Source organism: Acidobacteriota bacterium (assembly GCA_016715115.1).
Taxonomy (GTDB): domain Bacteria; phylum Acidobacteriota; class Blastocatellia; order Pyrinomonadales; family Pyrinomonadaceae; genus JAFDVJ01.
This window is the reverse complement of the sequence record JADKBM010000004.1, coordinates 415,361-437,425: the sequence shown is the minus strand read 5'-3', so window position 1 is coordinate 437,425 and position 22,065 is coordinate 415,361. Positions and strand designations below refer to the sequence as shown.

The window sequence follows — 22,065 nt, the reverse complement described above, 5'->3', positions numbered from 1 at the left end:
TGGGCGGATCGGTATTCGTGAACTCTTGGTTCGAAATGCTCGGCCACTATGAAAGACAGTATCCGGAATATCCGAGCGCGCCGATAGCGAAAGTCGACAACATAAACGATCCGCTGACGCTTGAGATTCTCAAACGGGAGTCGCCCGACTTTGTTATCGTTTCAGGAACGAATCTTGTCGGGAAACGACTGATTGACGAGTTCCCGAACCGTATTCTCAACCTTCATACCGGAATCTCACCTTATGTTAAGGGAGGACCTAATTGCACGAACTGGTGTCTTGCCAGGAATTGGTTTCATTTGATCGGCAATACGGTGATGTGGATCGATCCGGGAATTGATACGGGCCGGATCCTAGCGACGGAACAAACACCGCTCACCGGACGGGAGTCATTGGAGGAATTGCATTTGAAGGTTATGGACCACGCTCACGTGCTTTACCTTCGCGTTTTAAGCCGTTTCGCCGAAAATGGCCCTGTGGACGGAATCCCACAAAATTCGATTGCCGACGGCAGTGTTTTCTTCAGCGTTGACTGGAACGGGTTCGAGGCGCGACGTGCTCTGCGGAATTTTGAGAATAACTTCAGCCGGTATTTCCGTGATTCGAATCGCCTAAAGGACGATTCTGGGCATCTGAAATTGGTATCTGCCGATATATGAAGCGAGCGTTAAAAGCCGGATATTTTCTCACCCAGAGGTTGTTGCGACGTGACAGGCGGCTAATCGAAGCGATCAGACGTGAAGGTCTGGTCACCATTCTAAACCTCCATCAGGTTTCACCGCATTTTAATCCCTTCTGGGCGCCACTTCATCCGATGATTTTTGACGATCTTCTGGGGTTTCTGACCGAGAACTTCGAGATCGTTGGATTCAGGGATCTTGAATCTGTGGTGACCAATCGACCGCTGGCGATTCTCTCTTTCGATGACGGATATCATAATTTCATAGAGTACGCCATTCCATTGCTTGAGAAGCATCGCCTCAAGGCCAACATGAACATCATCCCGGCATGTGCGGAAAGCGGAATCCCGATCTGGAATGTTCGGCTCTATGATTTTCTCAACTCAACCGACCGGCGGGTGATCAACTCACTCGAAATTCCCGGTTTTGAGAAAAAACTCGCCGGCGATTCAACAAGCGACAGGGTTAATTTCGGCCTTGCGATCAGTTCTTATTTGAAGAATCGTCCGCGGAGCGAACGGGAACAAATATTCGAAGCGATCGAATCAACGATATCGCAGCATGAAATTCGAATGACCAGAATGATGGATATCAAAGAGATTCGCGAGGTCGCCGGAGATCACGAGATCGGAGTGCACTCGTATTCCCACGAATCAATGGCATTCGAGTCGGACGAGTTCTTTTCGGCCGATCTCGCTCAGTGTATTGGTTTCTTCGAGGAACAACTCGGCTCGGCGGTGGATATCTATGCTTTTCCAAACGGGAGCTACCGAGAATCTCAACTCGATATCCTAAAGATGAACGGCATTCGATTCCCGTTGCTTGTTGATGAAGACTATTCAAGAAGGACGGGCGAGTGCTTCCCACGCTTCACGATCTATGGGAATCAGCGTTGGGAAGCTCGATTTCAAGCGTTGGGGATAAATCGAGATCGATAGGTTCGATTAGCGCGAAAAGCCGCGGCGAGATGAAGGACTACGTGCGCGACGTGCTTCTGTCCGACAGTTCGCTGAAACGCGGATTGTTCAAGCCGTCGGAAGTGACCCGATACGTCGACGAACACACCTCCGCGGCGCGCGATCATACCTATCAGGTCTGGACCCTGCTGATGCTCGAACTTTGGTTCCGGGAGTTTATCGATTAGCGTCGGAGCGCGGGCATCCCTGCCCGCACGACGCCTTCGACGCTCGCGCGTCGTGCGGGCAGGGATGCCCGCGCTCCATTTCAAAAATCACGCCGATAGACTACAATCTTCACTTTGCTATGAAGCGAGATTCGAACGAAAGAATGCTGTCGGTGATAATGCCCGCGTACAACGAGGAGGCGACGCTCGCCGAGATCGTCGGGAAGGTGCTCGAACTTCCGCATCTGCACGAACTTATCATCGTCGACGACTGTTCGCGCGACCGGACGCCGGAGATCGCGGGCAAACTGGCGGAAGGCGATTCGCGGGTGCGATATGTCCGGCAGGAACGCAACGGCGGCAAGACCGAGGCATTGAAGAAGGGATTCGAACTTTCGACCGGCGAAATCGTCATCATTCAGGACGCCGATCTCGAATACGATCCGGCCGAGATCGCGGATGTTATCGGGCCGATCATCGACGGCCACGCCGACGTCGTTTACGGTTCGCGGTTTATGGTCAAACGCGCCGCGCGCGTCATCTATTTCTATCACTACCTCGCTAACAAAGGCCTGACGTTTCTCTCGAATCTGCTGACGAACCATAATATGTCGGATGTCGAGACGTGCTACAAAGCGTTCCGCGGAGAGATCATCCGCAATATGGTGATCACTTCGAGCGGTTTCGGTTTCGAGATCGAGGTCACGGCGAAGATCGCCAAGCTGAAATGCGCGGTTTACGAGGTTCCGATCAGCTATTACGGGCGGACATACGAGGAAGGCAAGAAGATCGGGGTTCGCGACGGCGTCGCGGCGCTTTGGTACATCGCGAAATACAATCTGCTCGTTGGCCTTCCGGCATCGTACCGCGTCCGGCCGAAAACGATCAGCGAAGCGAGACGCGAATTGGAAGGGTAACCCCGCAAGAGTAACGCGTTTACGCGTGATTCCCGCAAGAGTGACGCGCCCCGCAAGAGTAACGCGTTTACGCGTGACGGACGCGATGATCGAAGTTTCTCGCGCTCAACGATAAGCGCCGGTCGCCCTCACGCGGGAATACGGGTTCGTAGCGCCGCGGATCACGCCTGAAGGCGTTACTCTTACGGCGCGAATCACGCCTGAAGGCGTTACTCTTACGCGTAACTCTTACGCGTTACTCTTACGGATACTATGAGCGATCAGGTTGTATATGTTGGCAAGGACCTCGAGGCGATGTCGTTTGCCGTCAATTACCATAAATGGATCCTCGATGAATTTCGGCCGTTTCTTGGAAAACGATTGGTCGAAGTCGGGGCCGGGACTGGTTCGTTTTCCGAACTTCTGCTGGCTGAAAAGCCGGAGTCGATTGCGATCGTCGAACCGTCGGAGATGTTCGTCTTTTTGGAGCAAAATGTCCGGCAGATCGAAACCGACGCTCAGATCGATCTGCACCGCGCGATCTTCGCCGGGGTTAGCCAAAAGATCGCGGAACAAAAGCCGGATTCGATTCTCTACATCAACGTTTTGGAGCATATCGAAGACGATCGCGGTGAGCTTGAGATGATCGGCGAAACGCTCGTGCCGGGTGGGCGTTGCTTTATCTTCGTTCCGGCGCTGATGTCGCTTTACGGTGAGTTCGACCGCAAGATAGGACATTTCAGACGCTATTCGAAGGCCGAGATCGAGGAAAAATGCACGGCGGCCGGTTTCAGGATTCTTGTTTCGAAATACTTCGATTTTGCCGGAATTTTGCCGTGGTGGGTGAAATACAAACTGCTGAAATCCGACTCGCTCGAAAGCGGAGCCGTGACGCTTTATGATAAAATTGCCATTCCGTTTGTGAGGGCGTTTGAAAAATTCGTGCGCGTTCCGACGGGGAAGAATTTGCTTCTGGTAGTTGAGCGTTGATACCGGCTGACATAACTGCCGGAGTAACGATTACCAAGAATCTAACGAATTGCAGTATTGCTTTTGAATCCGAGTCCCGAATCATATGAAAGTCGAGCCGAGAATTGAAGCCGGCTACCGATGGCTTGAGCAAAGATGTCCGATCTGTAATGTGACTCCGACAAGGTTCTTAGGCTATCGGGGTGGCGCTGCTCATCGACAGAGTATTGGCGTAGAATGTGAAATCTGGTCGTGTTGTGAATGCGGATTGATTTTCCCCAATCCTATGCCGCATCCCGTCGGTGGACTCGCACAGCATTACGACGCGGATCCATCCGATTATTTTGTGAATCACGAATCCCCTGTGAAGTTATTGGTGGCCAACAAGTTGCTGGAAAGAGCCGAACAATGGCTCGGCAAAAAGGGGAAAATCCTGGATATCGGGTGCGGCCGTGGCGAAATTGTTCAAACTGCCGAGACTGCTGGATGGGAGGTTGTTGGAATTGAGCCGTCTGAACCTTTTGCTGATTATGCCGAGCGTCATTCTGGTGTCAAGATATTGCGTAAGACATTGGAGGAATGTCATTTTGACGCGGACGAGTTTGATTGTATTTTCTTGTCCGCCGTGCTTGAGCATCTATACAATCCGATGGAGATCGTCGGAGAAATTTCTAGGATTTTGAAACCCGGCGGACTATTTTACTTTGACGTTCCTAACGAATCGGGACTCTATTTTGTACTTGGAAATCTTTATTATCGCATTCTGGGTCGAAAGTGGACCGTAAATCTCGCACCGACATTTAGCCCCTATCACCTGTTTGGATTCAATAGAAGATCGTTGACTCGGTTGCTCGAAAGGAACGGGCTTCGGATTAAGGAACTCAAGATTTGCGGTGGAACCAGTTTTGTTCCCGAAACCGAAGGTTTCAATGGTAAGTTTGAGAGCTTCGCCGCAGGTATTGTCACCGAAGTTAGTAAGTTTGGGAGTATGGGAACATATATTGAGGGGTGGGCGGGGAAATCGTAATGGGCGAAAAGTTGGAGTTGAATGGCGATAGATCCATAAAGTAACTGCAAATCCAAAATCGATATGAAGGGTGTTGTATTGGCAGGCGGACTCGGTTCAAGATTGTATCCGCTGACGAAAATCACGAACAAGCATCTCTTGCCGGTCTACGACAAGCCGATGATCTATTATCCGATCCAAACGCTGATCAATGCGGGGATCGAGGATATAATGATCGTCACCGGCGGAAATTTTGCCGGCCATTTTCTGCAGCTTCTCGGTAACGGGAAGGAATTCGGTTTGAAGCACCTGAACTACACGTATCAGGAAGGCGAGGGCGGGATCGCCGACGCGCTATCGTTGGTCGAGCATTTCGCCGACGACGAGCCGGTTTGCGTCGTGCTCGGCGACAACGTTATCGAGGGAAATATCCGCCAGGCTGCCGACGAGTACCGACAACAAGGCGGCGGCGCGAAGATATTGCTGAAGAAGGTGCACGATCCGCAGCGTTTCGGCGTTCCGGAACTCGACGGCGACCGCGTTCTGAACATTGAAGAGAAACCGAAGGATCCGAAATCCGACTTTGCCGTGATCGGGATCTACTTTTTCGACAACACGGTTTTCGATGTCATCAAGACCTTGAAACCGTCGGACCGCGGCGAACTCGAGATCACGGACGTCAACAACCATTTCATCCGGCGCGGTGAAATGACCTGGAACGAACTCGACGGCTGGTGGACCGACGCCGGAACGTTCGAGAGTCTACTTCGGGCAAGCAAACTTGTCGCCGAAACGGGAGCGAACAACCCGTAAGAGTAACGCCTTCAGGCGTGACCCGCGCGGCGCTACGAACCCGTATTCCCGCGTGAGGGCGACCGGGCGCTTATCGTTAAGCGCGAGAAACTTCGATTAACGCGCCCGTCACGCGTAAACGCGTAACTCGTACCGCGTAACTCGTACAAAAGATATGGAAATAGTAACAGCAGAAACCGCAGTAAGAAGCATCAAGTCCCAGGACCGCGTCTTTATTCAAAGCGTTGCGGCCGCGCCGCAGACGCTGATCTCGGCGATGACGGCCCGGGCCGCAGAACTCGAAGGCATCGAGATCTATCACCTTCATACAGAGGGCGACGCGCCGTATGTCGCGCCGGAATACAAAGGCAGTTTTCATACGAACGCGTTGTTCATCGGCGCGAACGTCCGAAAGGCTGTCGAAAGCGGCGAGGCCGATTTTATCCCGACGTTCCTGAGCGAAGTTCCACAGCTTTTCCGGCGCGAGATATTGCCGATCGACGTCGCGCTGATCCACGTTTCGCCGCCCGACCGGCACGGTTACTGTTCGCTCGGGACCTCGGTCGACGTCAGCCTCGCCGGCGTGCAGATGGCCGAATGCGTCATCGCGCAGATCAATCCGAAGATGCCGCGGACGCACGGCGACGGCATCATTCCGGTGAACCACATTGATTTTGCCGTTGAAGTTGACGACGACATTCCGGAACTTCCGATGATGGAACTGAGCGCGCAGGAGATTGCCATCGGCCGCAACTGCGCCGAGTTGGTCGAGGACGGAGCGACGCTTCAGATGGGAATCGGCGCGATCCCGAACGCGGTCCTTGTCGCGCTGAAAAACCACAAGGATCTCGGAATCCACACCGAGATGTTTTCGGACGGGCTGATCCCGCTGCTTGAATCGGACGTCGTCAACGGCCGGCTCAAGAAGGTTCACCCGAACAAGGTTGTTTCGAGTTTCGTGATGGGAACGCGCAAGCTCTATGATTTCATCAACGATAATCCGGAGATCGTTCTGCTCGACGTCGCGTATGTCAATGATCCGACGGTAATCCGCCGCAACCCGAAAGTGACGGCGATCAACAGCGCGATCGAGGTCGACCTCACCGGACAGGTCTGCGCCGATTCCATCGGGACTCGGCTCTATTCCGGCGTTGGCGGGCAGATGGACTTTATCCGCGGCGCGTCCGTTTCAGAAGGCGGAAAGCCGATCATCGCACTTCCGGCGGTCACGGCGAAGGGCGAATCGAAGATCGTTTCGTTCCTCAAGCCCGGAGCCGGCGTCGTCACGACCCGGGCCCACGTGCATTACGTCGTCACCGAATACGGCGCGGCCTATTTGTACGGAAAAACGATGCGCCAGCGCGCGAAGGAACTGATCCGGATCGCGCACCCGAAACATCGCGAGCAACTCGAACGCGAAGCGTTCGAACGCTTCAAGACGCTGGACTGATGTCGATTTGGGATTTTGGATTTGGGATTTGGGATTGTCGGAGCATTCGCTGTCCCAAATCCCAAATCCCAAATTCCAAATTCCACAATCGGGAGTTTTGAAAAACCTACTTAACGGCGTTCCCGGCGCCGTTTCTGCCACAGATGAACACAGATAGATCAGATGCAGGAAGATACTTCGAACTGAGCGTTGCTTGAAATCCTTTTCTGTCTTAATTGAATGAAACGAATCCGCTCCATCCAGCCAATTTGTGTTCTGATGGAAACGCGTTCGTTTCCTTCATGTCGGCTTTTCAAAGCTCCCGAGTTGGGGTTTTGGCGTCGTGCGGCCGCGGTTGCCCGCCCGCTAACGCAGGCGGTACTGACTCGCTGATCGTCGGATTGGCGCGTTGCCACGCCGGCAAAGTCCGTAACATTCCAAATCTCGGACCTGACGCCGATCGCCCGGATATTCGCATCTTCAGCTTGATCCGCGTCACCCGCGGCAAGGCAAATGTTCTTTCGCGAGTCGTCAGGTTTTTCAAAGAACCCGATTCAAGATTCCGGATTCCAAGGGTTCCAGACTTAGAATCCCGAATCGCGTGGCAATCGCGTCGAGTCGGTACCATCTGCGGTAGCGGATGGTTGGACGCGGCACTCCCGGACCGAAGTATTGATACCAACCTATCTTCAACCATCCGCTACCGCAGATGGTACTGACTCGTCCCGGCCCCGAATACAAAGATCCCTTGGGGTTTTCAAAGCTCCCCAATCCAAAATCCAAAATCCAAAATCCAAAATCAAATGACCGGAATGAAGCTTTCCCGCACCTTCTCGCGGAGTTCGTGGGCGAGTTCCTTGCGGTTCGGATTTGTGATCGGAGCGTCACCGAAACGGATCACGGCGGTGAATCCGGACAATCCGAAAAAGCGGTAGAGGTGATCGAAAAAACCGGTCTCGTCCCACCAACAGACTGAGTCGCTGGCGCGCAAATCGCCCGCCGGCGTTTCATATGTCAGCGACGCGTAGGAAACCGAAAGACCGGTCTTGGCGGCGAATTCAAGGAACGACGAATTGAACGGCAAAACGTCTTCGCCCTTGGTGCTCGTCCCTTCGGGAAAAATTATCACACCCTCGCCTTCGTCCAGTTTCCGGACTATCTCGTCTCCGGCGCGCGGAATGTCGCGGCGATTGGTCCGGTCAATGAAGATCTGTCCGAAGTCGCTGATAATGCGACCCGCGACCGGCCAATCCCTGATCTCCCTTTTGGCGACGAAGACCCCTTCGACGACGCACCGCAGCGTCGGAATATCGACATAACTCAGGTGGTTGCAGACCAGGAAGAACGGCGGTTTCGGCGGGGTTCCGATGACTTCGATCTTCATTCCGGACAGCCTCGCAAAACCGCACGCCCAGTATTTGAAGATGACTTGGCGCCAGTATTGCTTGTTGGGAATAACGAGCGAGCCGACAAACCAGACCGCATAGATCCCGAAGGTCAATCCAAAAAAAGCCAAGGTCCCGATAATGGATCGAAAGGTCGACATTTGTTTGATTCAAACAGGCAAAGGTGCGGGGTGTCAAATGGAATGAAAGAGTTGCCGACCGATGGCCAAAGGCGATTTCACGATCAGCCGATCACCGCCAGCGTATTCACCCCGCCCGATCGCCGAAGGCGATGAACAACATAGCGTAGCGAGGAGCGAAGCGGATCGCTACGACAGCACGCAATTCGGGACTCGACCCTGAAGGGGTCGAACAGATTTCGACTTCTGCGGCGAACCGATCGATACGTTTCACCCTTAGTATTCTATCGGTCTTCTTCGGAGACGGAATGGGTGGCATCTAATCCCAGACGTAACGTTCGTCGTATTCAATCCCGTATTTCTCCAGAAAACCGCGAAATTCGGACTTATAGTCCTTTCGCAAATGATGGTGTTTTTGATTCGCAATGTAGTTAATGACGCTCTGCTCTTCGGTTTGACCGACGGAAAAAGCCCCGTAGCCTTCCTGCCAGTAAAAGTTCCGGAATTCGCGATCCTGTTTCTTGATCCAGAGTGAGCTTTCGCGTTTGATGTCGCCAACCAATTCGCTGATCGCGAGCGTCTTGCCCAATGAGATCAACATATGTGTATGATTCATTGTCCCGTTCGCAAGAATCAGTCTGGAATTGTTGTTTTCAACGATTCCGTGAATATAGCCATATAGTGACGATTCGATTTCAGGTTGGATCAGGTCAACGCGATTCTTGGTTGAAAAAACGACGTGTACAAGCAATCGAACAAGTGATTGAGGCATAGAGTTTCTCCTGCGCGATATCCGGTATTTCGACCGGAAGTAGAGTGTTCGGCAGTCGGGTCCGAGTTTGAGATCGTGCTAATGCCTTCGAGTCCGTTGGGCGGTTTCGGATGTAGCGATCATCCGAGGCGATTCTGCGATTAGCCGATTGTCGAATAGTGTAGCGAATTGCTACATTGCGACGCAATTCGGGACGGCGTCAATGAAGCGGTTTGGTAAGTTGCCCAGCGTTTTCACCGCCCGGTCACCCAGGGCGATGAACAACATAGCGTAGCGAGTAAGGAAGCGGATCGCTATGTCATCTGAACGCTCGAACAAATGTCGGTCTCCTATCAAATTTGGCGTGTTTGAGGCTGTCTGGAAAGTCACTCAGAAAGTCTCCGGGATTGCCGTTTTTCTGTTGTCTGTTTTGGGAGAGTCCGCTTCGGCCGTCATCAGTTGGCCGGTCGCCGAGCGCATTTCCGCCTTTTCAGACGGTTGCCAGCCTTTGCAGGTTGTGTGCGATCGCGATCAATCCGATCTCAATCTGTACTTTTGCCAACCCCCTCAGTAAGAACCTTCTGAATTTCTTGTTTTCCTTTATGTTTCCGATCACCGCCTCGACCTCGTACCGTTGTTTCCTCCGTTCGACGCCTTTCTCGCTTTCGAGCATCTCGCGCCTTGCGCCGGTGCCTCAGAACTTCTTCGTTGCGCTCGATCGACCGTCCCCCCTCGCCCTTCGAACATTCGGCCCGCATCGGACATCCGCCGCAGGCCTCGGTCCGGTAGATTTTGACGTTTTGCTTCCGGCCGTTCTGCGTCGTCTTCACGCGATCCTCCGAGAACTCCATCACGTGCCCCGCCGGACACCGGTAAGTATCGGTCTCTGCGTCGTATTGGAAGTTGTCTGCCGCGAACTTCCCCTTGGGCTGTCAATCAGCGTTAATTTTTGACCCCTTTACAGGCGTTAGTTTTTGACCCCCCCTTTAGTCATTGTTGTCCGGAGTTGTGGAAGAGTTGGCGGCAATTGCCGCCAACTCTTCCACAACTCCGTGCCGCCGCGGCGGCCCGCTTTTCCTTGGCCGGTAGCTTTCGCCCCGGATGTTGATCACCGTCGAGCGGTGGAGCAGCCGGTCGAGAGCCGCGCTCGCCATCACCGCGTCTCCGGCGAAGACCTCGCCCCAGGCCGCGAAGGCCTTGTTGCTCGTCAGGATGACCGCTCCCTTGCGTTCGTATCTCTCCGAGATGACCTGAAACAACAGGCTCGCCTCGGGAGGTTCGAGCTTCAGGTAGCCGACCTCGTCGATGATCAGCAGTTTCGGGCGCGTCAGGTTCTTGATCTCGCGCGAGAGCCGGTTCTCGTGCATCGCCCGCACGAGTTTGCGCGCGATGTCGACGGCGGTCGTGAAATAGACGCGGTGCCCGAGTTCCGCCGTCATCACCCCGAGCCCGATCGCGAGATGCGTCTTGCCCACTCCGGGCGGCCCGAGAAAGACGATGTTCCGCCCTTCGGCCAGAAAGCGCCCCGTCGCCAGTTCGTCAATGAGCCTCCGGTCAACGCCGGGCTGCGCCTTGAAATCGAATTCGCCAAGCCTCTTCGGGTACGGAAAGCGCGCGAACTGCAGGCTCAGCGCGACGCGCATCTCCTGCCGGTGCCTGACCTCGCCTTCGAGCAGCCGCCCGAGGAACTCCGTGTAACTCCAGTCCTCGGCGGCCGCCCGCTGGGCGATCGTGTCAAGATTGACCGCGGCGGTCTTGAGATCAAGTTCGCCGAGCGCGGACGATGCCATATCTTCGTAGACCTTCATCAGCCGATCACCTCCTCGTAGGCGACGAGCGGAGCTACAGCCACGGTCTCGAACAGAACCCGTCCCGATCTCTTCGGCGGCGCCTCCTGCGTTTCAACCGTCAGTTTCCACATCGCCGCGACATGCGCCGGATCCGCCACGCTTTCGCCGGATTTGAGCGACCGCCGGTGTTCGGCGATGACCGTCTCGCCCGTGCGCACCGTCACCCGGCGCTCTCCCTGCTCGACCACCACCTTGCGGCCGACCGCTTCCGGCGGCACCGAGTACTTCACGCCCCGATCGAGACGTACCCGTCGACGCCCACCTTCCGCGTCTTCCAGACCGACGGCCGGTATCGCGGCGCCGACCCGTACGGCGTCAGGCCCTCTTCGGGCAGCAGGTCGAAGGGCCGCTTTCCGGTCGTCGCGTGTTTCCGTCCGTTCGCCTCTTCCAGCCACGCCGCGCCCTGTGCCTGAAGATCCGCAAGGTCGGCAAACTCCCGCCCCTTGATGAAGTTGTCCTTCAGATACCCGACCGCGCGTTCCACCTTCCCCTTAGTTCGCGGCCGGTACGGCCGGTGCGTCCTCGGCGCGATCCCGTAGTGATTCAGAAAGTCGGCCATCTGCGGGTTCAGTTTCCCGCACGGAAGGCGCACCTGCGCCATGTTGTCGAACAGGATCGTCTCCGGCCAGCCGCCGAAGTAGGCGAACGCCCTCTCAAGGCATCCGATCAGCTCCGGCATCCGCATCCGCCGCGTGTACTCGACGTACATCGCCCGCGAGTACCGAGCACCATCACGAACGCGTAGATCTTTCTCCGGCGGCCTTTTTCGTCAATGTACGACCCGATCTCCGCCCAGTCGGCCTGCGCCTGCTTGCCGGGCGGCGTCTCGAACCTCACCGTCGCCTTCGCCGACACCTTCGCCCCGACGTCCAGTTCCCGCAAGTACCGCCTCACGATGTCCCACGATCCCGCGAATCCCATTCCCCGGATCTCGCCCGTCAGCCGAACCGCGCTCAGACCCGTCTTCTCGTACCGCTTCTTCAAATAGTCCTTGTACGCGTCCAGTTTGGAACCACGTTTCGTTTCGGCGGCGCGCTTCGGCGAACCCTCGCGCAGAACCTTGCGGACCGTGTTCCGCGAATATCCCGTCATCCGGCAGATCTGCTTTATCGAATGCCCCTGCCTTTTCAAGTCTTTGACCTCCATCCATTCCTCCATTCCAAGCATTCCCGATAACCTCCGTTTCACGAAAGTTATCAAAAATGCCGTCCAGGGGGGTCAAAAACAAACGCATGCTAGGGGGTCATTTTCTCACGCATAATGACAGGGCTTCCCGGAATCGAACCCCGGAAACTTCACAAATGCCTTGATCGCCCGTTTCTCCAGATAGGCGTAGTTCTCTTCACTGCCGTAACCCGCATCCGCCGTCACGCTTTCGGGTTCCGTTCCGTACGTTTCGATCATCTTGCCGACATGCTCCGGCAGCGCGGTCGTGTCCCCGCCGATTGTGTCAGCGTGTACCCGGTCAGAAAATGCCCCTCGGTCGCCAGCTGGACATTGTACGCCGGTCTCAACTGCCCGTTCCCCAGATGGTCTTCCTTCATCCTCATGAACGTCGCGTCATGATCGGTCTTCGAACTGCTTCGTCGCCCGTCCAGCATCCGCTCCTGCGCCTCGACCTTCGCCGCCCGGCCCGGCAACTCCCGCCTCAATTTCCGCACCCGCTGCCTTGTCTTCGCATCGGGCTCGGCTTTCAGCAACTCCTCGTCGATCGCTCTCACCGCGCGCGTCACCGCTTCCGGGTCCACCGCCTCAAAATCCGGCTCGTTCGGCGCCTGCTCTTCCTCCGCGCTCGCCCGCTCGACGTACTTCCACACGTCACGCAACTGTTCCCTTATCCGCTGCTTGTTCCGCTCCACCGTCTTTGCCCAGACGAACGTGTACCGGTTCGCGTTCGCCTCGATCTTCGTCCCGTCCAGTATCACTTCCCGCAACGATACCGCCCCCCTCTTCGACAAGCAGCAGCACGACCTGCGAAAAGATCTTCTCAAGATGATCTTTCAGCCGCTTCGACCGAAAGTCCGCCAGCGTGTTGTGGTCCGGCCTCGCGTTGCCGGCGAGCCACATGAAATGCACGTTTTCCTGCAACGCCTGCTCGATCTTCCGGGACGAATAGATATTCCGAAGATACGCGTAAACCAGCACCTTCAAAAGCAGCCGCGGATGGTAGCTCGACGCTCCGCCGCCTTTGTACCCAAGCTCAAGCACGCCGATGTCGATCCGCTCGATCACTTCGTTCACAACGCGCACCGGATGGTTCGCGGGCACCAGATCATCCAGGCTCGGCGGCAACAACATCGGTTGGTTCTGATCGTAATGCTTGAAGACCACCTTCTTCCTTTTCTCGTGTATCATACTTAGTATTATAACCCACGTATGCAACTCGACGAAATTCAAACAACACTCCCGAGACCGAAAATCGCCGAACCCGAGGGGACTTTTCAGACAGCCTCCTATGTTGTCGGTCTCCTTCGGAGACGGATCCCGGGGGACGGTTTCGGCGCCTTAGATTACGCCGCGTTGCCATTCGATCTTCCGAAGAACATTCCGGCGTATTTCTCGGAGAGCCTGGCCGTGTCGACAATGATGAAGAAGTCGATCGTTTTGAAGCCGCGGTCGATCAACGGCTCGCCGCAAACTAGCGCGCCGATTCGCAGGTAGGTGTCGAACAGTTTGGGGATCTTGATGTCGGAACCGTCGTCGTCGGTGAGAAAGTCCGCCGCCCGGGGCTTGAACTCTTCGCGCGGGCTCACGCGTAATGACGGATGGACGTGCCCGTCGCGCGCCAATTGACGCATCGCCTTCGAACCGTCGGTAAAGTCCTGAGAAGACAGCGAGCAACATCCGAACGCGTATCGCTTCCGCGCAGCCGAGATGAAATCCGCGACCCCTTTCCAAAGCAGAAACAAAACACGCGTGTTCCGGTGCTCGCGCGCGATGCAGGCGCGGCCGAGTTCGACGGAATCGGCGAGCACCTCGTACGGAAGATCTTCGAGCGTGAACTCGCCTGACGAATAAAAGCCAAAGGCGCCGCCGGCCATCTCGATCGTTCGCAGTCGATAGGTGCCGACGACCCGCCCGGTCGAATTCTCGGCGACGATCAGATGCAGGCAAGTGCGGTCGAATCGGTCCTCGTCGCGCCCGTTGATGAATGAAGCCTCGAGCCCTTCGTTCAGCTCGAGATTGAAGATCTCAAAGCGAAGTTTGAGCGCGGCGTCGAGTTCCGCCTCGGTCGCGGCGAATCGAACCGTGTAACGGTCGTCGGAATGCTCGATCGGCGGCGGTTCGATCCCGTGAACGGTCTGCACTGATATCGGCTGCGTTTTCATCATAAGCTTAGAATCGGGCGGTGATCAGTAAATCACTTTTCCAGTGTTTTTATTCCACAAGCATAAGACAAAAGGACGCTCCGCAAACCTGATATCTTGAAGCGCGTAACACTCGGTTCCTGAAGAAAATATGAAAAAACGGACTTCAATCCTCTTTTTCGACCTTCTTGAAGTTGTAACGCAATAGGAAACGGACCGGTTCGGGCTTTCCGGCGCGCTCGGCCGGTCGCCAATTCATACTCTTGACCGCATTCTCGACGGATTCGTCAAGGCCGAATCCGGCCCAACGGACGATCTCGGTGCGCAGGATCTGGCCCTTTTCGTCGATATCAACCTCGATGTCGACCGTCGCGGCGATGCCGTAGAGGTTCGCGGTTGCGGTGTATTTCGGGCTCAGGCGCTTATACGGGAGCGGCGAACGAAACCGGTTTGCCGCCGGCGAACCGTCGGCAGGAATCTCGCCGGGGCGCTTCGTTGTGGCTTCGCCGAGTTCGGCCGGGATGACCGACACAATTCTCGCGGCTAAACCCGCAGCGACTTTCGGGGCGGATTCGAGAAGCAAACGCCGCGCGTCAACGGCGTTGAAACCGTTGAACGACGAAAGCTGAAAATCGACCAGCCGTCCCGTACGCGAGCTTACAAGATAGACGGCGGCGAAAGATTCGAAGTAGGCTTTTTTCTCGAACGAGTAACGGTTAAGGTCCTCGGCGCGGACGAGGACAAAGAAGTCGCAACCGATCGCCGCCCCGATATTCCGCGATTCTTCGGTGGTCAGGTTAAAGGGCGTTTCGCTCCCGGCTGAAAGGAACGCCGTGCCAGCCAGCGTCGGGTCGATCTGCCTGAAGCTCTTTCCGAGCGCACTCGAGAGCGATTCGGCGAACTCTTGGCTGAGGCCGTTGTTTTGCGGCGTGATAACCGCGATCCTTTGGGCCGCAACGGTGACGGTTAACAGAATCAGCAAACCACCGAGAAGCAAAGACGAAGAGATGAAGCCGGCTGATTTCCCCAAGAAACGGCTTGGCAGACTTGTCGCCGCGCCCTGACTATCCATGATAAAGCTTCGCGACATCATCTTTTAGTTCGGCAGGAAAACAGAGCCGATGAATCCGGTATCCTTCCTGAAGTCCGCGAACGGCGCCGCTGATCTGCGATATCTCGCGGATCGTTGGCGTCGAAAAGCCGTCCTCGACGAAGATCAGATCCTTGGAATTGCTCTCGCGCCGCGCATAGAAGTAATGCGGAACGTCGCCCGCCTTGTCTTCGACGAAGTAGTATTCCGGATCGAACCCGGCGTTAACGGCGAGCCGGCGCGCTTCCGAAATGAAAGACTCGCGCCTCTCTTCGGGCATATCGAGGTCAAACGCCTTGAACAGCCGCCGATGCAGAAAGCGTCCGGCAAGGTCGGAGAGCACCGAGTCGTCCGACGTTTGCCAGCGTTTGATATGAAACATCACATCGTGGTCGTCGAGCTCGAGGTGTTCGTTCAAACTCAGCCGCTCGCCCTTGAGTATCTTTTCAAACGCCGTTTGGCGGGAAACGTATAGCCCGTTCGGATCCGTCGCGTAAACCCGGAAAGCGCGACGGAGAAGCGAATGGAGAACAGCCTCGGCGGCGCGAAGGGTCCGATGGAAATAGACCTGGCGGAACATATAATACCGGGCCTGAAGATAATCCTCGACGGCGTACAGTCCGCGGGCGGCGACGTAAAGCCGGTCGTTGGCCTCGTCGATCTCGAGCGATTTGATGATCCATTCGAGATCGAAGATCCCGTATTTCGCGCCCGTCATCAGGCTGTCGCGGAGCAGATAATCCATCCGGTCGACATCGAGTTGCGACGAAACGAGCTGCGCCAGAGCGCGCGGCCGAAAGTCACCGCGGATGATCGACGCGACCTTGCCGGGAAGCTCGGGGGCGAACGCGCGCAACACTTGTCCGACCTCGGTCTCGGCGCTGAGCATCGCCTCGATCGTGAATTCCTCGTGCCGGAACCCAAGGATCGGTTCGATCACGTGCGAAAAGGCGCCGTGGCCGATGTCGTGGAGAAGCGCGGCGCAACGGACGGCGATCCGCGATTCGTCGGAGATCTTGTAGCTCAGTTCGAGTTTAGCGAGCGTGCGCGTCGCGAGATGAAGTGCGCCGAGGCTGTGCGTGAACCGCGAATGTTCCGCGCCCTGGTAGGCAAAATGGGCAAGGCCAAGCTGGCGAATGCGCCGCAAACGCTGAAATTCGGCCGTGTCGATCAGTCGGACAAGCAGTTTTCCCTCGTCCGAGTCGGTCCTGAGGCGAATGATGTTGTGAACGGAATCCCGGTAGATCTTTTCCGACAGATGGTTCTTCTCCAGTACTCGATTTTGTCTGTAATTCTGAACCGCGAAGCTCTTTTTATCAAGCAAAGTCCGCGGAATTCCGGAAACCCGAGTGATTGGTGTTATAATTCAACTCCGCAAATGGTTGATTAGTTCATATAGCTTTTGGAGGTTTTGCTATGGTTCGCACGCAGAAATTGAGATCGATTCTCATATTCGTCAGTTTTTCATTCATTTTCCTATTGGCCCAAAACACCTTTTCACAGAGCACGATTATGGGGTTCATTTTCGACAAGCAAAGGAATCCTTTGCCCGAAGTCGAGATGGAGTTGCTCAATGATCTCGGTCAGACCATTCGCCGAACGAGAACGGATAATACAGGCAAGTATGAATTCGGCGGACTTAGCAACGGGCGATACCAGGTCAAAGCGATGCCGTTTCGCTATGATCTTGAGGATATGACTCAGGATCAGGAGATCAATACCCAGAATATTCGCGGCGGCGAGGGAGCGGGGAACTTCAGCCTTGACTTTATTCTACAGCCGCGAAAGGGCGGCCTTGCCGATGCCGAATTGAGCGTTGTTTTCGCTCAAGACGTGCCCGACGAGGCTAAGAAATTTTACAAGACGGCAGTCGAGCACTTCGCGAAGGGCAGACAACCCGAGGGCATAAGTGCGTTGGCGGATGCGATCAAGGTGTTTCCGAACTATTTTCAGGCGCTCTACCGGATGGGGAGCGAACTGTTCTTTCAGAAACGGTTCAAGGACGCGATTCCTTTTCTATTCAAGGCTTCCGACTTGAACCCGAAGAGTGCGACATCGTTTTACTACCTCGGCTATTCACTGCACAGTCTGGGCAAACAGTACAACAAGTCGGCGCTTCTGGTTTTGACCGAAGCGGCGACTTTGGCGCCGTCTTCATTCCAGGTTCTTTTCACGCTCGGAAAGATCGAACGTGAGGAGGGAAAGGCCGCAGATGCCGAAAAGCATCTTTTGCAGGCGAAAAAGTCGACCAAAACGCCGATTCCTTCTCTTCACTTTGAACTTGCCCAGACGTTCGCGGACTTGAAAAAGTACAAGGACGCAGCGGACGAATTGGAAACGTTCATCAAGGTCGGCAAACTGAAGCCCGAAGAGGAAACAAAGATCCGCACGACGATTGCAACGCTTCGGGAAAAAGCCAAAGCGCAGGGAACTTAGGGCGTCGCAAATTGGAATTCAATTTTGGGCCGTGTCTTCGGGCGCGGCCCTTTCGATTTTGGATTCCGGATCGTTCGGATCCGGCGAGGTTCCTTGAACCGCGAAGCGCGAAGAAGCTAAGGAAGTTCCTCGCTATGCTTCGTGCCAAAATTCCGTCGGGATACGAGGGCTGTCAGAAGCATAGATTGTGGTTTGAGTTGCCGCTAGCTTCAGAGGCTGTGTCAAAACTCCGATTTGTCTTCGGTTTTATGAATTGCCACTAGCTTCAGCTAGTGGACCGAGATTCAAACTTGATCCCGGCTTTAGCCGCAGTATCGGGCTAAAGCCAAGAAAGTCTTGGGGTTACACTGCCCACTAGCTGAAGCTAGTGGCAATTAAGCTAGTGGCAATTAATAAGAAGAAAGCCGCTTGATTTTGATCTATGAACTCAAACTTCTGAAGGTTTTGACACAGCCTCTGAAGCTAGTGGCAATTCATAAAACCGAATACAAATCGGAGTTTTGACACAACCTCTTCAGCTAGTGGAAAAATGATGTAAATGCCCCCGGCTTTAGCCGGCTAAAGCCGGAAATCCTCTACTTTGGCTGTCCACTAGGTGAAGCTAGTGGCAATTGATATTTCTCCGATACGCTCCTGAAACATCTGAAATCTCAAATTCCCAAGGGTCAGACACATTGGCGGGGGCGTCGCCTCTGTGTGCTTCCTGTTTTGACTTCGGTTGCGGTTCTTGGCTGCGAAACGCGCGCGATTCAGTTTCCAACGCAGAAAAAGGGCCCGCTCTTTCGAACGGGCCCAAAGTCACTTGATTTAACCAGTGATTAGAAGGACATACGGAATCCAAAGCGCACGTTGCGCGGGCCCTGGAAGCTGTTTGCCTGACCGTAGGTGTTCAGCGTGCGCGACGACAGGGCCGTCACGGAGCTGCTGATGTAGTTGCGAACGAAGTTACGGATACCAACACCATTGAAAATGGTCTGGAAAACCGCAGCTTCCGAACCGCAGGTCGTACATCCGGCCTGCGCCGTCGAAAGGGTAGCCGCCGTGAAGTTCGCCGCGCTGATGTTGGTCTGGAGACCAAGGACGTTCTTCTCGTCGAACAGGTTGCGGATGTCGAGATACGGTTCAAGGGTGAAACGGTTATCGCGTCCGAACTTGTAGCGGTGGCTGATCGAAAGATCGGTTTCCGTGAACGATTCGGTGCGACCGAGATCGCCGCGTCCGTTCAGGATCGTTGTTCCCAAGCTATAAAGGTTATAGATGGTGGTCAACGGGGTTCCCGACTGGATCGAGGTGAAGGCCGAAACGGTCGTCACGTTCGTGTTGGTGCTGTTCCAGTTGAATCTGTAACCGCCGTATGCCTTGAAGACATGCGGGCGATCGGTTGCCAGAAGACCGTTGTCCGGATCGCCGTCAGCCGTGAAGCCGAGGGGCGGAAGGTCGAAGAAACGGTTAACGTTCGGGCTGGAACGGATTTCGTCAGTACTCGCCAAACCTGAGTAGTTACCAAAGAGACGGCTCCAGGTGTAGCTGGCATTGAAGAAATACTTGGTTGCACGCTTGTCGAGGCGAACTTCAACAGCGTCGTACTTGCGTTCAGCCTTGGCGCACGGAAGGTTGGCGGTCGTTGCGATGTCGCAAACGAGGCCGAGTCCCGGGTTGCCAATGATGTACGCTTCCGAACCCTGCGAGTTGAACACACCAACGTCTTCGATCGCGCGGTCAACATTCTTGTGCGTGTAACGAGCCGACATCAGGAAGTTGCTGCCGAGCTGACGGTCGTAACCGACCGTGTATTCGCTCTGGCGGGCCGCCTTGATGTTCGGATCGATAGCGCCGGTTTCGAAAATATCCGCGCCGGCCAAATTGGTCGCGATGCGGAAGTCGAACTGGCAGCGCGAAAGACCCGTCGGAGCGGTGATCGGGCACTGTCCACCGATCGGATCCGAGAAGCTTCCGAGAATGTTGGCACGGGTGTAGCTCAAATAGTTCAAGCCAACGCCGCCCAAATTGGTCGGAAGAACTTCGAAGTAATCGCGACGGAAGAAGTCGCCGCCGAACGAGCCGCGCGGCAATTCATACTTGAAGCGATCGTAGAACTGGCCCCAGTTGGCGTAAATCTTGTTCTTGCCGTCGCCAGTCACGTCAAACGCAACGCCGATGCGCGGGGAGATCTTGTCGCCCCATCCGAATTTGATGGCGTTGCTGCCCGTCGTTCCAAAGTTCGGAACGATCTCGTTTTCAATGCGGACGCCCGCGTTGATCGTTACACGGTTGGCGATCTGCCACGTGTCCTGAACGAACAGAGCCTTGTTGTCGCTGCTCGCTTCGCCGACGGTACCGAAACGGGTCATAAGTCCCGATCCGAGATTGCCCGGGGTCGCCGCAACACCGGCCAGCGCCGTGATGTCGCGATCGTAGAACATCTGGATGATGCCGAGGTTCTTGTAACCGCGGTCAACCGTGTTGAAGAGTTTGTTCAGCTGAAATCCGAATTTGATCGAATGACGGCCGCCGAAGTTGATTCCGGTAAACGTTGCGTCAACGTCGTAAGTGGTACGGGTCGAAACGTCGTACGCAACCTGCGAGTTGTTCGCCACGTTCTGGAAGCCCTGAGCACAACCCGTCGTCGCGGCCGTTTGCGGTCCGAGAGCGCTACAAACGTAACGCGTGACGTTCGGCAGGAAGTACGAGTTGGTCTTTTCGTTCAAGAAACTGCGACCTGCACGACCGTTGATGATCAGGTAGTTGGTCGGGTTCCAGGTGACCTGTCCGTTGATGGCGTTCGCGTTCTGGCGTCCGCCCTGACGGCCAAGAAGATCAGCGCCGCGGAGGGTGCCGATGCTGCCGCCGAAGTTAACGCTCTGAACACCGCCGAAACCTTCGGTAACGCCCGGAAGGACGCTTTCCTGAATGATCGGGTTCCAGAGGAACGTTCCGTACATTCTCAGTCGCGAATGCGGCTGCGCATCGAGACGGATGAATGCGTCTTCCTGAACGAAGTGCTGATTGTACTCAATCGATTCGGTCGTCGTGCGCCCCGACGGATTGTTCGAACCGTTCGGGAAACTGTAGTAGTCGACCACGCGGGTGGTGTCGAAGATCTGCGGCGCGTAAACGGCCGAGAACCAGAGTTTGCCCTTCACGATCGGACCGCTGAACGTAGCCGACGGGAAGAAGTTCGTGCCGCCGTCTTTGTTCGGGGTGTAGTAATAGGTGTTGCCCGGGGTGTTGCTGATCGCGTTGGCGGTGAAGGCGGTCAAAATGCCGCGCGGTCCGCCCTGCATCTTCGCCGGCTGGAAACCGATACCGAAAGCGCCGCGCCACGAATCATTACCACCAACGGTGACAACGTTGATCACGCCGCCGGTCGCGCCGCCGTATTCGGCTTCGTAACCGGTCGATTTGACCTGAACTTCCTGAACGAGCTCGAACGGAAGGTTGAAGTTGCTGTCGAGGTTACCCGTGCGGAAGTTGGTAACTTCCTGACCGTCGATAACGAAGACGTTTTCAGCACCCGAGGCGCCGTCGATCTGGAATCCCTGCGTCTGTGCCTCGGGACGGACGTTCGGAGCGATCTTGAGCAAGCTCGAGAAGGTCGTTCCGCTCGGAAGATCTTCGATGAGCTGCTTCGAAATGCTCGTCGCAACCTTGGTGTCGGTCTGGTCAACGGTCGTGTTCGAGTCAGCGATGACTTCGACGGTCGTGACACCGGTTCCCGGTTCGAGCGTTACGTTCACCGAAGCGCGACTGTCGACGCCAACCGTCGCTTCAACCGTTCTTTCCTTGAAGTTGCCCGCCGTGACCGTCAGCTTGTAGGTACCCGGAGCGACTCTGGGAATGCTATAAAAGCCTTCGGAGTTAGCGGTAACAGTCACATTGAAACCGGCAGTTGAACCGGAACTCTGAACCTTGACGGTCGCATTCGGAATGGCCGCCCCGTTCGAGTCAGAAACTGTTCCTTCGATGCTACCCGTGGTTCCCTGACCAAATCCGACTGCCGCAAAGCAGAGGATGAAGGCGAGAGCCACAGACATAAATCTGAAGTTTGTTTTCATTCTTATCTCCTTACAATAGAAAAATTCTGGAATTTGTAGCCTTGAATGCAGTTCGCACCGTAATCGGTAGTTGGGGAGAACTGCAAATACTGTATGCCGCGCAATACGTAGCAAATTCGTAGCCATAGAACGAAACTCGCCATAGTATGCGCTAA

23 protein-coding genes are annotated in these 22,065 nt (G+C 55.3%); 9 read left to right on the top strand and 14 right to left on the bottom strand.

Features of this window, described 5'->3' with window-relative positions:
• Window positions 1–35 precede the first annotated feature (35 nt).
• The 8 genes from IPN69_04155 to IPN69_04120 all read left to right on the top strand — a co-directional run bounded on the left by IPN69_04155 (window position 36) and on the right by IPN69_04120 (window position 6,916).
• Window positions 36–659, top strand: a complete 624-nt coding sequence (locus tag IPN69_04155; protein ID MBK8809906.1) for a hypothetical protein — start codon at window positions 36–38, stop codon at window positions 657–659.
• Window positions 660–814: 155 nt separating this feature from the next.
• A complete protein-coding gene (locus IPN69_04150) occupies window positions 815–1,618 on the top strand; it encodes a polysaccharide deacetylase family protein (GenBank protein MBK8809905.1) in 804 nt (267 codons plus the stop codon).
• A 29-nt stretch (window positions 1,619–1,647) separates the two neighbouring features.
• Window positions 1,648–1,824 carry a hypothetical protein gene (locus IPN69_04145; protein MBK8809904.1) on the top strand — a complete coding sequence of 59 codons (177 nt, stop codon included), beginning with the start codon at window positions 1,648–1,650 and terminating at the stop codon, window positions 1,822–1,824.
• Window positions 1,825–1,943: 119 nt separating this feature from the next.
• The gene (locus tag IPN69_04140; GenBank protein ID MBK8809903.1) at window positions 1,944–2,720 is read left to right on the top strand and encodes a glycosyltransferase family 2 protein; all 777 of its coding nucleotides are present in this window, start codon (window positions 1,944–1,946) and stop codon (window positions 2,718–2,720) included.
• A 252-nt stretch (window positions 2,721–2,972) separates the two neighbouring features.
• Complete coding sequence (locus IPN69_04135; protein MBK8809902.1) at window positions 2,973–3,689, top strand: class I SAM-dependent methyltransferase; 717 nt, start codon at window positions 2,973–2,975, stop codon at window positions 3,687–3,689.
• A gap of 85 nt (window positions 3,690–3,774) precedes the next feature.
• Window positions 3,775–4,695, top strand: coding sequence for a class I SAM-dependent methyltransferase (locus IPN69_04130; GenBank protein ID MBK8809901.1), 921 nt, complete (start codon window positions 3,775–3,777; stop codon window positions 4,693–4,695).
• Window positions 4,696–4,758: 63 nt separating this feature from the next.
• Window positions 4,759–5,487 carry an NTP transferase domain-containing protein gene (locus tag IPN69_04125; GenBank protein MBK8809900.1) on the top strand — a complete coding sequence of 243 codons (729 nt, stop codon included), beginning with the start codon at window positions 4,759–4,761 and terminating at the stop codon, window positions 5,485–5,487.
• Between the two features lie 154 nt (window positions 5,488–5,641).
• Window positions 5,642–6,916 (top strand): acetyl-CoA hydrolase/transferase family protein, encoded by a 1,275-nt coding sequence (locus tag IPN69_04120; protein ID MBK8809899.1) that lies wholly within the window; start codon window positions 5,642–5,644, stop codon window positions 6,914–6,916.
• Window positions 6,917–7,694: 778 nt separating this feature from the next.
• Here the strand turns inward: IPN69_04120 and IPN69_04115 are convergent.
• From IPN69_04115 to IPN69_04055, 13 genes are all read right to left on the bottom strand, one after another.
• The gene (locus IPN69_04115; GenBank protein ID MBK8809898.1) at window positions 7,695–8,441 is read right to left on the bottom strand and encodes a 1-acyl-sn-glycerol-3-phosphate acyltransferase; all 747 of its coding nucleotides are present in this window, start codon (window positions 8,439–8,441) and stop codon (window positions 7,695–7,697) included.
• 298 nt (window positions 8,442–8,739) lie between these two features.
• Window positions 8,740–9,192, bottom strand: a complete 453-nt coding sequence (gene tnpA, locus IPN69_04110; protein ID MBK8809897.1) for an IS200/IS605 family transposase — start codon at window positions 9,190–9,192, stop codon at window positions 8,740–8,742.
• 521 nt (window positions 9,193–9,713) lie between these two features.
• Window positions 9,714–10,022, bottom strand: coding sequence for a transposase (locus IPN69_04105; GenBank protein MBK8809896.1), 309 nt, complete (start codon window positions 10,020–10,022; stop codon window positions 9,714–9,716).
• A gap of 135 nt (window positions 10,023–10,157) precedes the next feature.
• Window positions 10,158–10,979, bottom strand: coding sequence for an ATP-binding protein (locus tag IPN69_04100; GenBank protein ID MBK8809895.1), 822 nt, complete (start codon window positions 10,977–10,979; stop codon window positions 10,158–10,160).
• Window positions 10,979–11,251 carry a hypothetical protein gene (locus tag IPN69_04095; protein MBK8809894.1) on the bottom strand — a complete coding sequence of 91 codons (273 nt, stop codon included), beginning with the start codon at window positions 11,249–11,251 and terminating at the stop codon, window positions 10,979–10,981. The genes IPN69_04100 and IPN69_04095 overlap by 1 nt, the downstream gene beginning before the upstream one ends.
• Window positions 11,248–11,730: a transposase gene (locus tag IPN69_04090; GenBank protein ID MBK8809893.1), complete on the bottom strand. Its 483-nt coding sequence runs from the start codon at window positions 11,728–11,730 to the stop codon at window positions 11,248–11,250. The genes IPN69_04095 and IPN69_04090 overlap by 4 nt, the downstream gene beginning before the upstream one ends.
• The gene (locus IPN69_04085) at window positions 11,688–12,188 is read right to left on the bottom strand and encodes a transposase (GenBank protein MBK8809892.1); all 501 of its coding nucleotides are present in this window, start codon (window positions 12,186–12,188) and stop codon (window positions 11,688–11,690) included. The genes IPN69_04090 and IPN69_04085 overlap by 43 nt, the downstream gene beginning before the upstream one ends.
• An 84-nt stretch (window positions 12,189–12,272) precedes the next feature.
• A complete protein-coding gene (locus tag IPN69_04080) occupies window positions 12,273–12,425 on the bottom strand; it encodes a hypothetical protein (protein MBK8809891.1) in 153 nt (50 codons plus the stop codon).
• Window positions 12,422–12,847: a hypothetical protein gene (locus tag IPN69_04075; protein ID MBK8809890.1), complete on the bottom strand. Its 426-nt coding sequence runs from the start codon at window positions 12,845–12,847 to the stop codon at window positions 12,422–12,424. Before IPN69_04075 ends, IPN69_04080 begins: the two co-directional genes overlap by 4 nt.
• Complete coding sequence (locus IPN69_04070; GenBank protein MBK8809889.1) at window positions 12,840–13,376, bottom strand: transposase; 537 nt, start codon at window positions 13,374–13,376, stop codon at window positions 12,840–12,842. Before IPN69_04070 ends, IPN69_04075 begins: the two co-directional genes overlap by 8 nt.
• A gap of 155 nt (window positions 13,377–13,531) precedes the next feature.
• On the bottom strand, window positions 13,532–14,353 hold the full coding sequence (locus IPN69_04065) for a GNAT family N-acetyltransferase (protein MBK8809888.1): 822 nt from the start codon (window positions 14,351–14,353) through the stop codon (window positions 13,532–13,534).
• Between the two features lie 142 nt (window positions 14,354–14,495).
• Window positions 14,496–15,311: an energy transducer TonB gene (locus tag IPN69_04060; GenBank protein ID MBK8809887.1), complete on the bottom strand. Its 816-nt coding sequence runs from the start codon at window positions 15,309–15,311 to the stop codon at window positions 14,496–14,498.
• Between the two features lie 82 nt (window positions 15,312–15,393).
• Window positions 15,394–16,743 carry an HD domain-containing protein gene (locus IPN69_04055; GenBank protein MBK8809886.1) on the bottom strand — a complete coding sequence of 450 codons (1,350 nt, stop codon included), beginning with the start codon at window positions 16,741–16,743 and terminating at the stop codon, window positions 15,394–15,396.
• 188 nt (window positions 16,744–16,931) lie between these two features.
• On the opposite strand from IPN69_04055, the gene IPN69_04050 reads away from it, so the two are divergent.
• Window positions 16,932–17,855: a tetratricopeptide repeat protein gene (locus IPN69_04050; GenBank protein MBK8809885.1), complete on the top strand. Its 924-nt coding sequence runs from the start codon at window positions 16,932–16,934 to the stop codon at window positions 17,853–17,855.
• 818 nt (window positions 17,856–18,673) lie between these two features.
• Here the strand turns inward: IPN69_04050 and IPN69_04045 are convergent.
• Window positions 18,674–21,910, bottom strand: a complete 3,237-nt coding sequence (locus IPN69_04045; GenBank protein MBK8809884.1) for a TonB-dependent receptor — start codon at window positions 21,908–21,910, stop codon at window positions 18,674–18,676.
• Window positions 21,911–22,065 lie beyond the last annotated feature (155 nt).